Here is a 13,920-nt window from a genome sequence, read left to right as displayed (position 1 = left end):
TGGTATGATTACCCCATAGTTAAAGGGGGCCAGTAGTGATGAAGGAAAAAGAATTGCGGCGTTCATTGGCCGTGTTGCCAATGGGAACCGTTATGAAACTGACGAGCTTGACGGCTCGACAGATTCGCTACTATGAAGCTCAAGACCTGGTATTTCCTCAACGAAGTGACGGCAACCGGCGAATGTATTCGCTTAACGATGTTGATCGGTTACTGGAAATCAAGGATTACTTGGCCGATGGTGTCAATGTGGCGGGAATCAAGGCAATCTACAACCAGCAGCAACGTGCGGCCCAGGAGAAGAAGGTCGCTGAGAGCCAGCCACTAACGGATGATGATGTCCGGCGAATTTTACAGGACGAATTTATTCGACAGGGGGGCCTCGGCCACCCGTCACCAGGTATTCAGCAACAACGACCCATTTAAACCACAGGTAATGAGACGCTAAAAACTAACAGGGAGCGATTTTAATGGCAAAACGGGACTATTCAAAAGATGATATTCGTCAAATGGCGAAGGATGAAAACGTTAAGTTTCTTCGTCTGATGTTCACTGACTTGTTCGGTACAATCAAGAACGTCGAAGTACCAATCAGCCAACTCGGTAAGTTACTTGATAACAAGTTAATGTTCGATGGTTCTTCAATTGACGGATTTGTCCGGATTGAAGAAAGTGACATGTACCTGTACCCAGACCTTTCCACGTGGATGATTTTCCCATGGAGTACGGAACGGGGTAAAATCGCTCGGGTTATTTGTGAAGTTTACACGACTGATGGGAAACCATTTGAAGGGGACCCACGGAACAACTTGATCCGGGTTCTTAACGACATGCGTAAGGCTGGTTTTACCGACTTTAACATTGGACCAGAACCTGAGTTCTTCTTGTTCAAGATGGATGAAAATGGCAAGCCAACGACTGAACTCAACGACAAGGGAAGTTACTTTGATATGGCCCCAATGGATTTGGGCGAAAATTGTCGGCGTGAAATTGTCTTGACCTTGGAAGAAATGGGCTTTGACGTTGAAGCAGCGCACCATGAAGTGGCGCCTGGCCAACATGAAATTGACTTTAAGTATGCCGACGCATTGACTGCGGCCGACAACATTCAAACCTTTAAATTAGTTGTGAAGACCATCGCTCGGAAGTACGGTCTCTACGCAACGTTCATGCCGAAGCCTTTGGCTGGCATCAACGGTTCAGGGATGCATTTGAACATGTCGCTCTTCCACGACAAGGGGAACGCCTTCTTCGATGAAAAGGGCAAGATGCAATTGTCTGAAGACGCTTACCACTTCTTGGGTGGGTTGATGAAACATGCCCGAAGCTTCACAGCTATCTGCAACCCAATCGTTAACAGTTATAAGCGCTTAGTTCCTGGCTACGAAGCACCCGTTTACGTTGCTTGGTCTGGTTCTAACCGGTCACCATTGATTCGAGTACCAAATTCCCGTGGGTTATCCACCCGTTTGGAAGTTCGGAGTGTGGACCCAGCAGCTAACCCATACCTGGCTATCGCTGCCATGTTGGAAGCGGGGCTTGATGGATTACGAAACAAGCTGGCGCCACAAGAGGCTGTCGACCGGAACATTTACCGGATGGATGCCGAAGAACGTCAAGAAAACCACATTACGAACTTACCAGATACCTTGCACAACGCTTTGAAGGACTTAGCTGCCGATGACGTCATGCGTGGGGCTATGGGTAAGCACCTGTTCCAGAGCTTTATTGAAGCCAAGAACTTGGAATACAACTCTTACCGGACACAAGTTTCTCAATGGGAACGTGACCAGTACTTGGAACTGTATTAATAAAGATAAATAGCCTGAATGAACTTAAATTCGTTCGGGAGTGTGGGCACGCTGAGAGTGAAATGGTTAGTAGTTAACTGCTGGCTAGGAAACGCTTCAGCGATAGGAATTGGAAAAGTCTGAGAGGTGATCTCAGACTTTTTTGTTGGTTGAAAGTTAAAAGCATTGAAATGTTCGTTGGGTTTGTTACCACCAGCAGACTATTTCAGTTGTGTAAATTAATTATCATCACAATGGGGGGGCTGTCTGCCTTCAAATAGCCGTAATTTTTAAACAGTTCAGGGTTTAGGTTAAAAATTTCATGGTTTTCACGTAAAATTCCTGCAAACTGCTTTATTCTGTGCGGATTTTTGGTAACATGAAGCTATAACCAAATGTTCACGGCAAGCGCTAGAGAACATCAGAATGAGGGATAATTCATGGATAATCAAGAACAACAAGCTAGTGCGGCCGATGTCTTAACGCAGGCAATCGCAAGTAAACTCGATTACTTAAGTACGTTGCAGGCTGCGGTTCAGCACGGCGATGACCGACAAGTTTACGAACTGCTTGACCAAGTTCGTTATTATGAAGAAGTTAAGAAGACCCGTTCGACGCGGTCAGTGAACCATTTAGCTGAATTAGTCGACAATATTCACCCCCAAATTGCGCACTACTTAAGCGATAAGTTGATCGATTATTTGGGGCATATTTACCCATTCTTCTACTACGAGGAATACACGACGGGCTTGTTCCATATCTACTTTGGAAATTGGTGGGACCGGCGTTTATTTGGGGACCTGGATGTCATCAACGTTCGGTTTGATTTTGATAAGACCGAATATCAGAAGTTACGGGATTCATTTGCCCTGGAAAGTCAAAACCAACGACTAAACACGGCCAAAATTGAAGCCATTTCTGCTGAGAGTGAACAACTTCAAGGCTTAGTTGATGCTCAAACGACCCGGGATAACCAAAAGGCCGATCTTCGTGACCAATTGAAGGAAAACAGCGGCAAGAGCAGCTTGCCTTGGGACTCTGGAAAGCTGAAAGACGAACGTCAACGGATCATTGATCAGTTGACTAAGCTCGCTGACGAGGATGAAAAGGCTTTGAATGCTCACAAGTTGATTAAAGCTAATGATGACAAGATCCTGGTGTTATCGAAGGAAGACACCATCTTGAACTACGAAAAACAGAGTATTCGGGATTCCTTTGATGATTTTGAACACTTCGAGGCTCACAACGCCAGTCTGTACGCAGATTACCTAAATAGTTTATTAGGCAAGAGCGAGGGTGAGGTGACTGTCGATGATTAACGAAAATGATCCATCAACGCTGACCACTAGTGGTCGATTGGTCAACTATAACGACGCCATTAAGGCGGGTCTAGAAACTGGGTTGAAGTTCACCCAGTTAATGGACCAACTGATTAAGACGACCGATGCTGATAAATTAGTGGCAGCCGCGACTGAGTTAGCTAACTTTACGTTGGATTCAGATTTCGTGACGTTCCCACACCAGTACAGCAACGCGGACTACTACCTGCTGTTTATGTCACGGATGTTGGAACTCCATGATCAAGGAAAAAATGTTATCTTGCAGTCACGGGATCACCGAGAAGAATTGACGCAACAGTTGACGCCGCTGGGTGACCGAGGAACGTTCAACTTCCGTGTTGAATCTTCAGAGAACGGTGGGGTCTTTTACCGGGAACGGGCAACGGGGCAATCTCTGTTTTACCTGAACCTGGAACGGAAAATGTTCCGGTTTAACAGCCACGCTTTAACGCAGTTGTTCATCATCGACTTACATGATACGGTGCCGGCTGAGACGGTCAAGGCGTCCGTTCAGATTCTCTTGGACTTTGCCCGGTACTTAAAAGAAGATTATGGCTACTCCGTGGACTTTAACATCCTGGATGCTGCCAATCGTCAAAACTATGCCGTACGGTCGGCTGATTTGCCGGCTGGTGTGGTTGACCGGTTATTTGTGACCGCTGCCAAGAACGATTACATGTTGACCAACGGGGTTAACGGTAACGGTGCTGAAATTCAACTTGATAAGGGTGTAGTTGTGGATATCTTCAACAACCAACTTGAAGGACAGCCAGAATGGGTCATGACGGTCCACGATGCTGACCAGAAGGCTTCTTGGTTTGATGTCCTCCTGAAATACCCATTCATGCGCGACTGGTACTTAGAAGACCTCACGGACCTAGAAATTTCTTCAGATCCCTTGATTTTTGCTTAGGAGGACTCGGAGCGTGTTAGAATTAGCCAAATTAGTACAACAATCGATTGCTTTGGATGAGCAAATCACCGCTGATCGTGATATTGAAATGACGCGCAAGAGTCAAATTGAAAATGCTTACGTGGCCTTAGATGTGGAACTGGCAGAAGTGGCCAATACATCTGAATGGTTTAAGGTTTGGAAGACGCACCGGGGAAAAGCTGATGAAGGTCAGACGCCCGCAGAAACGCTATTGACGGAGTACACGGATGCTATGGACTTCTTCTTCTTGGTAGCGGCTAAAAAGACCTGGACTCATTTAATCATGTTAACGGAAGAGGACCTGACAACACTGGAAAACAGTCGACCTGCCAAGGACCTTGACCAACAGTATTTGATTTTGAAACGGATGCTGTTTAACAGTCATTTTGCTCACCGGCAGGAAGACTTTCGCCATGCTTGGCGGCTTTTCTTGAAGTGGGGGTTCGTTGACTTTGGTTTTAAGCAGGATCAGATTCAAGCGGCTTATGAGGCCAAACGCCAAATCAACTTAGATCGGCAAGCACATAACTATTAATTCGGAAGCTAGTCCGCTATCATAAGGGCTAGCTTTTTGTGCACGAGAAGGGAGTGACTATCATCAGTCAGACTGATCCGCGGGTGGTACGGACGAATGAGCGCCTAAGAATGGCATTGAGCCACCTATTACAACAAAATTCCTTGAAGCAAATTTCCGTCCAAAAATTAACTCAGACGGCGGAAATTACGCGAGGAACTTTCTACTTACACTATCAAGATAAGGTTGATTTCTTTGAACAGACTGAACAGCAGGTGATCGATGAGTGGCTAGCAGCTGCTAAGACCACGTTGGCGCCAAATGGGGAACCGGTGAGTGGTTTTGCGTTGGGCCCGGCGCTCCGATTTGCGGATAACCATCATCAAATTTTAGCCGTTTTGCTACACCCACAGTTCACCCAATTTCGCCCACGGCTGGTTCAACGGTTCGAACGGGAATTGTCACAATTTGGTGAGCAGGTCCAGCGACTGAATGATGAGCCACCACTGGATGTGCAGGTGACCTTTCTAGCTACAGCATTTATTGGTTTAGTGCAACATTGGTTACGCGATGATCGCCGGTATCGGTCAGACTATTTGGCAAATTCTTTTTACCAGATGATAACGCCGGAAACCATGCCAGTAGCGGGATGGTTCGCCCCGGTGGGGTTAGACTTGACGGTTGGTGTAGAAAAAGCTTGACGTGGCTAACCCCATCAAGTATAATTTTCATGTTGTATTTGTGGACTTCCACAGCTGCAACCGCTCGGGACAAGTTAGTAAGATTTCCGCTTGCGGAGCACTTGTTTTCGGCGAGTCTAAGTCTAAATATATAAGGAGGTGCACATACATGTACGCAATTATCGTAACTGGTGGCAAGCAGTACAAGGTCGAAGCAGGCCAAGCTGTTTATGTCGAAAAGTTGAACGTTGAAGCTGGTGAAAAGGTTACTTTTGACCAAGTTGTCTTTGTCGGTGGCGACACGCCTAAGATTGGGACACCAACTGTTGCAGGTGCAACTGTTACCGGGACTGTTGAAAAGCAGGGTCTGGAAAAGAAGGTTGTTACTTTCAAGTACAAGGCCAAGAAGGGCCAACATACGAAGAAGGGCCACCGTCAACCATACACTAAGGTTGTCGTTGATGCTATCAACGCTTAAGCCTAAAGATTAAGAGAGGCGATCTCGATGATTCACGCGACGTTCCATCATGGAACTAACCGAATCGATTCATTCCGAATCACTGGCCACGCTGACTCAGGTGAGTATGGTCAAGATATTGTTTGTGCTGCGGTTTCGGTGCTTGCGATTACGACGGTCAACGCTCTACAACGAATCGCTGAGATTCCAATAGAGGTTGAGAATCGTGATCAGGAAGGTGGTTATCTGGAAGTCCACCTCCCACCAAAGCTGGAAGCAACGACCGAATTAAAGGGACAAACACTCCTCCAGAGTTTTGCGGATGGGTTAAGAGATGTCGCCACAAATTACGCGGATTACATTCAATTCGCTGAAACCAAAGATTAAAACGCGGAGGTGAAACTTATGCTGATGAACATGAACTTACAATTCTTCTCTCACCATAAAGGTGGTGGGTCTACTGCTAACGGTCGTGACTCTGCTGGTCGTCGTCTTGGGACGAAGGCTGCTGACGGTTCTACTGTTACCGGTGGTTCTATCCTTTACCGTCAACGTGGGACGCACATTTACCCTGGCTTGAACGTAGGCCGCGGTGGTGACGATACTCTGTTTGCTAAGGTTGCTGGCGTCGTTAAATTCGAACGTCTTGGCCGTGACAAGCGTCAAGTATCCGTATACCCAGTTGCAGAAGAAGCAGCTAAATAACACGAGGTTTTCCTCGTAACGACTGAAGAGCTTGAGGCGAGACCAATTCGCTTTGAGTTCTTCTTTTTTCGCCTTAAAATGGGGTGTCAGCGTGGAAATCATGATTAGGTGTAATTGTGAACTTATCGGTCACTTGGACGGCTAAAAGTCGCGCGTTACTGACTGATGAAGAATAACGATACCGGATAATTGTGGTTAGAACCTGTGTAAGCCGAGAGGTCGGTCATTCTGGGCTCAGGCGCCTCGTTGTTCTTGGCCGTTTACGGCCTAGAACAAGACCAAGCTTTAAGACTTGTGGGTTTCAAGGCTTAAAGTTGTGTCGGCGCCGTTCCAGCCCAGAATGGCCGACCGGTAAGGCGATTTCTCACGTTTAAGGGAACAATTTCAAGGAGGCGGTCATGATGACTCGGATTGAACGGTTGCAGGCCAAGTTTGCTGACCTGAGTATCGATAGCTTTTTGGTTTCATCACCCAGCAATCAGCTATATCTAGCTGGTGCGAGTGTCGAACCTGGTGACGGATATTTATTGGTGACGGCTAATTCGGCAGTCTTTGTGACTGATGCCCGCTACCAGAGTGAGCTGGCGGCAACTATGCCAAATGTGCCCCAAACAATCACCCGTAACTATTTACAAGCCGTTGACGACGCCTTAGAGGCTGCTCACGCGACTGTATTGGGTATCGAGGATAGTTTGACCTTGGCCGAATTTGATTGGTTAGACGAGCACCTGATGACTGATATCGTGCCGATGGCTGGTGTAGTTGACGGGCTCCGTCAGATCAAGGAACCGACCGAGGTGGCCGCTCTTCGGCACGCCACGACCCTGACGAATGAAGGACTGTTAGCCCTCTTTGATGTGCTCAAACCCGGGATGACTGAGCGGCAGGCTGCCCAGTGGCTCGAACGCTGGATGCAAGATCACGGTGCAACGGGCCCCAGTTTTGGGACCATCGTAGCTAGTGGGGAGCGTTCCGCCTGGCCACACGGACAAGCGAGTGATAAAGTGTTAGCTCACGGCGAACTCGTAACGGTTGATTGTGGTTTTTACGTGGATGGGTACACCTCTGATGTGACCCGGACGGTGGCTTTGGGCGATCCTGGCGAAATGTTGCGGACGGCTTACCAGGCCGTCCAAAGTGCTCAGGAGAAAATTATGGCGGCAGTTAAACCTGGCGTGACTGGCGGCCAACTGGATGCAATCGGTCGCAATTTCTTGACCGAACGCGGTTTTGGTGAGGCATTCATTCACGGGACCGGCCACGGAATTGGTCTGGACATTCACGAAGGACCGAACATTGGCCATGGTTGGCCAGACGTAATGACCGCTAACGAGGTCGTTACGGTAGAACCCGGTGTTTACTTTGCCGGCAAGGGTGGTATCAGAATTGAGGACGATTTATTGGTGACGCCAACCGGTCACGAAGTCCTGACGACGGTACCCCGGAATTTAATTATTCTGTAAGTGGCCCACGTATCTTGCTTTTTATGGGTAAGAATTGATATTATAAAGAGGACATATTTTAGGAGGCTGAACACATTATGGCAATTTCTACTGCTGATTTTAAAAACGGTTTAACTATTGAAGTCGATCACGCAATCTGGCGGATCATTGAATTCCAACACGTTAAGCCTGGTAAGGGTGGCGCTTTCGTTCGTTCAAAGCTTAAGAACTTACGGACGGGTGCCGTTCAAGAAAAGACTTTCCGTGCCGGTGCCAAGATGGAACGTGCTGATATCCAAACGCGTTCTATGCAATACCTGTACGAAGACGCCGACAACCGGGTCTTCATGGACACTGACAACTTCGAACAAATTGAAGTGCCAGATGACCAAATCAAGGATCAACTGCCATACTTACAAGAAAACATGAACGTTGACTTGGTTCAATTCAATTCCGAAGTCTTAGGAATCGAAGTACCAAACACCGTTGTCTTGGAAGTTACGGCTACTGAACCTGGTATCAAGGGAAACACCGCTTCTGGTGGTTCCAAGCCTGCTACCATGAACACTGGCTTAGTCGTACAAGTGCCATTCTTCGTCAACGAAGGCGACAAGCTCTCCATCAACACCACCGACGGCACGTACATTTCTCGCGCCTAGGTTTACCACACGTTTAATCAGTAAGGGAGGGTCAACGAATGGCAGAAGATACTAATATTATTTTAGAATCCAAGGAACCTGCTTTGGGCAAGATCGAAGTGGCACCGCAAGTCCTCGAAATCATCGTCGGCATCGCGGCTAGTCAAACTGAAGGGGTCGCTCGGATGCGAGGTTCTCTGGCAAACAGCGTCACCGAATTATTTGGTCGCAAGGAGCAACATGGCAAGGGCGTTAAATTAGTCTTTGACGGCGACGAATTGGCGGTCGATGTCTACGTTTACTTGAATTACGGGGTAGCGGTTCCCAAGGTTGCCTTGGCCATTCAAGATAGCGTGAAGCAACAATTGTTGTTCATGACGGACCTCGATTTACGTGAAGTTAACGTTCACGTGGAAGGCGTCATTCCCGAAAAGACGGCGCAACAGGTCGATCCAGATAACCTGTTCAACCAGACCGATGAAGGAGACAGTGACCAATAGTGACACTTACACGACATCAAATTCGGGAACGCGCGTTTCAAATGCTTTTTGCCTTGAACGCCAATCCCGATGCCGATCATGATGCGTTGTTCCAACGTGTTTTGACGGATGACCCGAACCAACTCGTTCCAGTGCCAGATTACTTGCAGACTCTGGTAGACGGTGTTTTAGCGAGCCAAAGTGATTTGGATGCGCAAATCGACCAATACTTGAGTACTGGGTGGCAATTAAAGCGAATCGCCAAGACTGACTTGGTGATCCTGCGGTTGGCATTTTACGAAATCGATGACGTGGAAGAAGTTCCTAACCGAGTAGCCGTTAACGAAGCCTTGGAATTAGCCAAGAAGTTTAGTGACGACCGGTCCCGTCGATTCATCAACGGTGTGTTAGCACACACGTTAGATGGCGACGACGCGAATACAGAATCCTAGTCATTTTAATAAACGAGGACCCGCTGGCAATTTAGCCGGTGGGTCCTCGTTTTTTATTTCCGCCATTGATCGTCAGATATGGGCCGGACCTGCCAAAGTCAGGGAGACTATTCTGAATGGAAATGAGTGGGCAACTTATTTGACCGGTTGGAAAACATCCGATTGGTTAAACTAAAAGTGCGACCTGAACTGAGGTGTTCGGTCCCGTTTTGCTGGCGAATATGCTAAAATAATAGGTAACTTTAAATTTTGGGGAGGACGAGCTTCATGACGACCATCATCGATGGCAAGCAACTTGCTAAGAAAGTTAACGCAAAGACTAAGGAACGGGTATCCGCACTGAAAGAGCGTGGCCGCGTTCCTGGGCTCGTAGTGATCATCGTGGGGGATGATCCAGCCAGCGCCATTTATGTGCGTAACAAGCATCGTAAGGCAACGCAATTGGGCATCAATTCCATTGTGCGGGAGCTCCCCGCAACGGTTAGTCAGGAAGAGCTATTGGCCATCGTTGAAACCTATAACGTGGATCCTAGTGTTCACGGAATTCTGGTGCAATCGCCGTTACCGGTTGGATTGGATGAGCAGGCCATTGTTGCGGCTATTGCCCCCGCTAAGGATGTCGATGGCTTCCACCCTTTAAATGTAGGGCGGTTGTTCGCTAATTTGCCAGGGAATCATCCGGTTTCTTGCACCCCACGGGGTATTATGACAATGCTGCATTCCTTACCTGTTCACTTGCGAGGTAAGCATGCGGTGGTGGTTGGCCGGAGTATGATTGTTGGTCGGCCGATGGCTGCAATGTTGTTGAATGCTGACATGACGGTCAGTGTGGCCCATATTTATACGAAGAACTTAAGTGAATTGACCCGGACCGCCGACGTTCTGGTTGTTGCGACTGGTGTGGCGCATCTGATCAAGGAAGCCGACGTGAAGCCTGGTGCCATCGTCATTGACGTAGGGATGGATCGCGACGAGAATGGCAAATTGACTGGGGACGTTGATTTTGACGGCGTTGCGGAAAAGACAGCGGCCATTACGCCGGTGCCCGGTGGTGTTGGGCCTATGACGATTGCCACCTTGATGGAACAAACTGTTGATTTATGTGAGTGGAGTGAATAACTTGGCGACAAATGATTATCTGACGGTCACGGCGCTGACGCAGTATCTAAAGCGTAAGTTTGACGTGGATCCATACTTGGGCAAGGTTTATCTGACGGGAGAAATTTCAAACTTTCGTCTGCGACCACACGCGCATCAATATTTCAGTCTCAAGGATGACCACGCTAAAATCAGTGCCATCATGTTTAAATCAGCCTTTGAAAAATTAAAATTTACGCCTGAAGTCGGCATGAAGGTCCTCGTGACCGGGCGAATTTCCCTGTATGAACCCAGTGGGAGTTATCAAATCTACGTGGAACGCATGGAGCCGGATGGTATTGGCCAGCTCTATCAGGCGTACGAACAGTTAAAGAAAAAACTGGCCACTGAGGGCTTGTTTGATGCGCCTAAGCGGCCATTACCGCGCTTTCCAAAGCGTATCGCCGTGGTAACGAGTCCTAGCGGTGCCGTTATTCGTGATATTATTACGACGGCCCGGCGACGTTACCCGATTGCCCAAATTGTGCTGTATCCGGCGGTAGTTCAAGGCGACGCTGCGGCACCCGACATTGTTCGCCAGATTCAGCGGGCGAACGCGGCGGGGAATTTTGACACGTTGATTATTGGCCGGGGCGGTGGGTCGATTGAAGACCTCTGGCCGTTTAATGAAGAGAGTGTGGCTCGAGCGATTGCTGCGAGTGAGTTGCCAGTGATTTCGTCCGTTGGTCATGAGACCGATACGACAATTGCTGACTTGGTGGCCGACGTCCGGGCAGCGACACCAACGGCTGCGGCTGAGTTGGCAGTGCCAGTCTTAAGTGACGAGCTGCTTAAGCTTCAGCAAGAGCGTACCCGGCTCTATAATGCAATGAGTAATCGGCTTAATTTTCAACGTGAACGGCTCAAGAAACTTATGACTGCGTACGTTTTTCGGCAACCGCAGCGGTTGTACGAGACTTATTTACAGCGGCTCGATCGGGCTCAGCAGGGGTTAACGCGTAACTTACAGGCCACGTTGCGGCAACGGAACCAGCGCTTTCAGTTAGCTAAGCAGGGACTGATTAGCCAGTCGCCACTAGAACGGGTGCACCGGGATCAACTGACGGTGAGTCAGACTAGTGCGCGGTTAAACACGGAGGCCAAACGGTATTTGACGACGAAGCAAGAACGTGTTGCGCAGTTAATTAATGGATTGGACTACCTAAGTCCCTTAAAAATTATGGGACGTGGCTATAGTTACGTGACGCAGGACGACCACGTTGTGCGGCGGGTCAGTGACTTGAAGCCGGCTAAGGCGACCATCCACCTGAGCGATGGAACGGCGGAAGCTAATATTACGGCAATTAAACCAGCATCGGAGGATACACATGAGTGAAGATAAGAAACCAACCTTTGAAGAAAATTTAACGACTCTGGAAACCATTGTTTCGCAACTTGAACAAGGTGATATCCCTTTGGAACAGGCTTTGGATCAATTTCAAAAGGGTGTTGCACTCAGCAAGGACTTGCAAGCGACACTGCAGGACGCTGAAAAGACGCTAACTACCATGATGAATGATTCAGACCAAGAGGTGGCCTTTGAGGCGCCACAAGGGGGCACGGGTGATGCCGATTGATGCGCAGTTAAAAGAATTTGAAACGACCTGGGTCCCACAATTGAACGCGCCCTTGGCGGCAGCGATTGCTACAGATAGTGGCGATGCGCGTTTGGCTGAAGCGATGCAGTATTCTGTTTTGGCCGGCGGCAAGCGGCTGCGGCCCTTGTTAACTGTAGCGACCATGCAGGCGCGTGGCGAATCCTTTGATTCCAAGCGGCACTGGCGACCAGTGATGGCCCTGGAACTTTTGCACACTTATTCACTGATTCATGACGATTTACCGGCCATGGACAATGATGATTTGCGTCGGGGTGAGCCCACTAATCACGTTAAATTTGGCGCGGGTATGGCCACCTTAGCTGGCGACGGCTTACTGACGTTGGCTTTTCAGTGGCTGACGGCAACGGATTTGCCAGCACAGACCCAAGCGGCTTTGACCCTGGCGCTCGCCCAGGCGGCGGGACCTCACGGTATGGTCGCAGGTCAAGCGAAGGACATTCAATCTGAACACGTGGACCTGCCATTGGCACGGTTACGAGTTCTGCATAAGGAAAAGACTGGTGCATTGCTGCATTACGCAGTTCAGGCCGGCTTAATTCTGAGTGAAACACCGCAAAATCAGTGGGCACCTTACCTTCAATTTGCGGACGCTTTTGGGCTGGCCTTCCAAATCTATGATGATATTTTGGATGTGGTCAGTACGCCGCAAGAATTGGGTAAGGCGACGCAGAAGGATGCCGGCGAAGCCAAGAATACGTACCCAGGTAAGCTTGGACTACAAGGTGCTAATCAAGCCCTGATCGATACGATTCAGGCTGGTCAGACGGCCCTACAGGCGTTGCCGGCTAGTGCTGCCCGAAATCAATTGGCCGCATTCTTTAGTTACTTTGACACGAAACGGGTGGAAAATAGATGAAAAAGAAACGCGTCGCTGACCTCTTAGTTGAACAGGGCCTTTACACTTCACTAGACGAGGCAAAACGTGCCGTAATGGCAGGCGAAATCCTGGGAACCAACGAAGAGCGACTGGATAAACCGGGCTCGATGATTCCGGCAGATACCGAGCTCCATTTAAAGGGCCATCCGCTCCCATACGTTTCTCGGGGTGGTTTCAAACTGGCTAAGGCGCTTGAAAGCTTTAATATTAGCGTTCAGGATCGCACCGTCTTGGACATTGGGTCTTCAACTGGTGGTTTCACGGATGTTATGCTTCAAAATGGGGCCAAGCTCAGCTATGCGTTAGACGTTGGTAGTAATCAACTAGTTTGGAAATTACGGCAGGATTCCCGGGTAATTGTGATGGAACATACCAACTTTCGTTACAGTAAGTTGGCTGACTTCACACAGGGACAGCCAACGTTTGCGTCAATTGACGTGTCATTTATCTCCCTGCGGCTGATCCTACCGCCATTGAAGGGCATCCTACCCGAAAATGGGGAAGTGGTTGCCTTGATCAAGCCGCAATTTGAAGCAGATCGGGAGGACGTCGGTCAGCATGGTATCGTTCGGGAACGACGGGTCCATGAATCAGTGGTGACCGGGATTTTGAACTTTGCAGTGGCCACTGGCTACAGTGTCTTAGGACTCGATTTCTCGCCAATTCGTGGTGGTGAGGGCAATATTGAGTTCTTGGTCCACTTACAGTCAGTTGATAAACATGCAGTTGTTGCAAGTTCTGTCTCAGTGGAACATACTATTGACAATGCTTATAAAGGCCTAAATCAGTAGATTATGAGAAAATTATGAGAATATGCTTTCCAAATACTTAGGTCTGGTATATGATAAGATTATGCA

The 13,920-nt window shown here is 48.6% G+C and carries 18 protein-coding genes and 1 other annotated feature; all 18 genes read left to right on the top strand.

The features are described from left to right. Positions 1 to 38: 38 nt before the first annotated feature. Positions 39 to 425 carry a MerR family transcriptional regulator gene (locus tag AB3Y94_RS03280; RefSeq protein WP_367295100.1) on the top strand — a complete coding sequence of 129 codons (387 nt, stop codon included), beginning with the start codon at positions 39 to 41 and terminating at the stop codon, positions 423 to 425. Between the two features lie 44 nt (positions 426 to 469). Next, entirely contained in the window at positions 470 to 1,810 is a 1,341-nt protein-coding gene (gene glnA / locus AB3Y94_RS03275) for a type I glutamate--ammonia ligase (RefSeq protein ID WP_125683359.1), read from the top strand. 419 nt (positions 1,811 to 2,229) lie between these two features. After that, a complete protein-coding gene (locus tag AB3Y94_RS03270) occupies positions 2,230 to 3,108 on the top strand; it encodes an exonuclease SbcC (protein WP_367295099.1) in 879 nt (292 codons plus the stop codon). Beyond that, positions 3,101 to 4,042: a hypothetical protein gene (locus AB3Y94_RS03265; RefSeq protein ID WP_367295098.1), complete on the top strand. Its 942-nt coding sequence runs from the start codon at positions 3,101 to 3,103 to the stop codon at positions 4,040 to 4,042. Before AB3Y94_RS03270 ends, AB3Y94_RS03265 begins: the two co-directional genes overlap by 8 nt. Positions 4,043 to 4,055: 13 nt before the next feature. After that, positions 4,056 to 4,598, top strand: a complete 543-nt coding sequence (locus tag AB3Y94_RS03260; RefSeq protein WP_367295097.1) for a dUTP diphosphatase — start codon at positions 4,056 to 4,058, stop codon at positions 4,596 to 4,598. A 38-nt stretch (positions 4,599 to 4,636) separates the two neighbouring features. Next, positions 4,637 to 5,278: a TetR/AcrR family transcriptional regulator gene (locus AB3Y94_RS03255; RefSeq protein ID WP_367295096.1), complete on the top strand. Its 642-nt coding sequence runs from the start codon at positions 4,637 to 4,639 to the stop codon at positions 5,276 to 5,278. 48 nt (positions 5,279 to 5,326) lie between these two features. Beyond that, positions 5,327 to 5,406, top strand: a sequence feature (ribosomal protein L21 leader region). Positions 5,407 to 5,426: 20 nt separating this feature from the next. Beyond that, positions 5,427 to 5,735 carry a 50S ribosomal protein L21 gene (gene rplU / locus AB3Y94_RS03250; protein WP_011667708.1) on the top strand — a complete coding sequence of 103 codons (309 nt, stop codon included), beginning with the start codon at positions 5,427 to 5,429 and terminating at the stop codon, positions 5,733 to 5,735. A 27-nt stretch (positions 5,736 to 5,762) separates the two neighbouring features. Further along, positions 5,763 to 6,101: a ribosomal-processing cysteine protease Prp gene (locus AB3Y94_RS03245; protein WP_367295095.1), complete on the top strand. Its 339-nt coding sequence runs from the start codon at positions 5,763 to 5,765 to the stop codon at positions 6,099 to 6,101. 24 nt (positions 6,102 to 6,125) lie between these two features. Further along, positions 6,126 to 6,419 (top strand): 50S ribosomal protein L27, encoded by a 294-nt coding sequence (gene rpmA / locus AB3Y94_RS03240; RefSeq protein WP_269801535.1) that lies wholly within the window; start codon positions 6,126 to 6,128, stop codon positions 6,417 to 6,419. A 398-nt stretch (positions 6,420 to 6,817) separates the two neighbouring features. Further along, entirely contained in the window at positions 6,818 to 7,882 is a 1,065-nt protein-coding gene (locus AB3Y94_RS03235; RefSeq protein ID WP_367295094.1) for a M24 family metallopeptidase, read from the top strand. 77 nt (positions 7,883 to 7,959) lie between these two features. Further along, entirely contained in the window at positions 7,960 to 8,520 is a 561-nt protein-coding gene (gene efp / locus AB3Y94_RS03230; RefSeq protein WP_125683371.1) for an elongation factor P, read from the top strand. A gap of 38 nt (positions 8,521 to 8,558) precedes the next feature. Next, complete coding sequence (locus AB3Y94_RS03225; protein ID WP_125683373.1) at positions 8,559 to 8,999, top strand: Asp23/Gls24 family envelope stress response protein; 441 nt, start codon at positions 8,559 to 8,561, stop codon at positions 8,997 to 8,999. Further along, on the top strand, positions 8,999 to 9,430 hold the full coding sequence (gene nusB, locus AB3Y94_RS03220) for a transcription antitermination factor NusB (RefSeq protein ID WP_125683375.1): 432 nt from the start codon (positions 8,999 to 9,001) through the stop codon (positions 9,428 to 9,430). Before AB3Y94_RS03225 ends, nusB begins: the two co-directional genes overlap by 1 nt. Before the next feature lie 267 nt (positions 9,431 to 9,697). After that, complete coding sequence (locus tag AB3Y94_RS03215; protein ID WP_367295093.1) at positions 9,698 to 10,549, top strand: bifunctional 5,10-methylenetetrahydrofolate dehydrogenase/5,10-methenyltetrahydrofolate cyclohydrolase; 852 nt, start codon at positions 9,698 to 9,700, stop codon at positions 10,547 to 10,549. Between the two features lies 1 nt (position 10,550). Beyond that, positions 10,551 to 11,903 carry an exodeoxyribonuclease VII large subunit gene (gene xseA, locus AB3Y94_RS03210; RefSeq protein ID WP_367295092.1) on the top strand — a complete coding sequence of 451 codons (1,353 nt, stop codon included), beginning with the start codon at positions 10,551 to 10,553 and terminating at the stop codon, positions 11,901 to 11,903. Continuing rightward, positions 11,896 to 12,144 carry an exodeoxyribonuclease VII small subunit gene (locus AB3Y94_RS03205; protein ID WP_125692511.1) on the top strand — a complete coding sequence of 83 codons (249 nt, stop codon included), beginning with the start codon at positions 11,896 to 11,898 and terminating at the stop codon, positions 12,142 to 12,144. Before xseA ends, AB3Y94_RS03205 begins: the two co-directional genes overlap by 8 nt. Then, on the top strand, positions 12,134 to 13,042 hold the full coding sequence (locus tag AB3Y94_RS03200; RefSeq protein WP_367295091.1) for a polyprenyl synthetase family protein: 909 nt from the start codon (positions 12,134 to 12,136) through the stop codon (positions 13,040 to 13,042). The genes AB3Y94_RS03205 and AB3Y94_RS03200 overlap by 11 nt, the downstream gene beginning before the upstream one ends. Beyond that, complete coding sequence (locus tag AB3Y94_RS03195) at positions 13,039 to 13,854, top strand: TlyA family RNA methyltransferase (protein ID WP_367295090.1); 816 nt, start codon at positions 13,039 to 13,041, stop codon at positions 13,852 to 13,854. Before AB3Y94_RS03200 ends, AB3Y94_RS03195 begins: the two co-directional genes overlap by 4 nt. Positions 13,855 to 13,920: the final 66 nt, after the last annotated feature.

It is taken from the genome of Levilactobacillus yonginensis (assembly GCF_964065165.1).
Classification (GTDB): Bacteria; Bacillota; Bacilli; order Lactobacillales; family Lactobacillaceae; genus Levilactobacillus; species Levilactobacillus yonginensis_A.
The sequence above is the reverse complement of the archived record's forward strand: the minus strand, read 5'-3'. Positions and strand labels throughout refer to the sequence as shown.

Bases quoted from the DNA above. Each gene is read 5' to 3' on its own strand.
- AB3Y94_RS03265 (WP_367295098.1), top strand. From the start codon at position 3,101: ATGATTAACGAAAATGATCCATCAACGCTGACCACTAGTGGTCGATTG.
- rpmA (WP_269801535.1), top strand. From the start codon at position 6,126: ATGAACATGAACTTACAATTCTTCTCTCACCATAAAGGTGGTGGGTCT.
- AB3Y94_RS03280 (WP_367295100.1), top strand. From the start codon at position 39: ATGAAGGAAAAAGAATTGCGGCGTTCATTGGCCGTGTTGCCAATGGGA.
- glnA (WP_125683359.1), top strand. From the start codon at position 470: ATGGCAAAACGGGACTATTCAAAAGATGATATTCGTCAAATGGCGAAG.
- AB3Y94_RS03270 (WP_367295099.1), top strand. From the start codon at position 2,230: ATGGATAATCAAGAACAACAAGCTAGTGCGGCCGATGTCTTAACGCAG.
- AB3Y94_RS03195 (WP_367295090.1), top strand. From the start codon at position 13,039: ATGAAAAAGAAACGCGTCGCTGACCTCTTAGTTGAACAGGGCCTTTAC.
- rplU (WP_011667708.1), top strand. From the start codon at position 5,427: ATGTACGCAATTATCGTAACTGGTGGCAAGCAGTACAAGGTCGAAGCA.
- AB3Y94_RS03200 (WP_367295091.1), top strand. From the start codon at position 12,134: ATGCCGATTGATGCGCAGTTAAAAGAATTTGAAACGACCTGGGTCCCA.
- AB3Y94_RS03235 (WP_367295094.1), top strand. From the start codon at position 6,818: ATGATGACTCGGATTGAACGGTTGCAGGCCAAGTTTGCTGACCTGAGT.
- AB3Y94_RS03215 (WP_367295093.1), top strand. From the start codon at position 9,698: ATGACGACCATCATCGATGGCAAGCAACTTGCTAAGAAAGTTAACGCA.
- AB3Y94_RS03205 (WP_125692511.1), top strand. From the start codon at position 11,896: ATGAGTGAAGATAAGAAACCAACCTTTGAAGAAAATTTAACGACTCTG.
- efp (WP_125683371.1), top strand. From the start codon at position 7,960: ATGGCAATTTCTACTGCTGATTTTAAAAACGGTTTAACTATTGAAGTC.
- AB3Y94_RS03245 (WP_367295095.1), top strand. From the start codon at position 5,763: ATGATTCACGCGACGTTCCATCATGGAACTAACCGAATCGATTCATTC.
- AB3Y94_RS03225 (WP_125683373.1), top strand. From the start codon at position 8,559: ATGGCAGAAGATACTAATATTATTTTAGAATCCAAGGAACCTGCTTTG.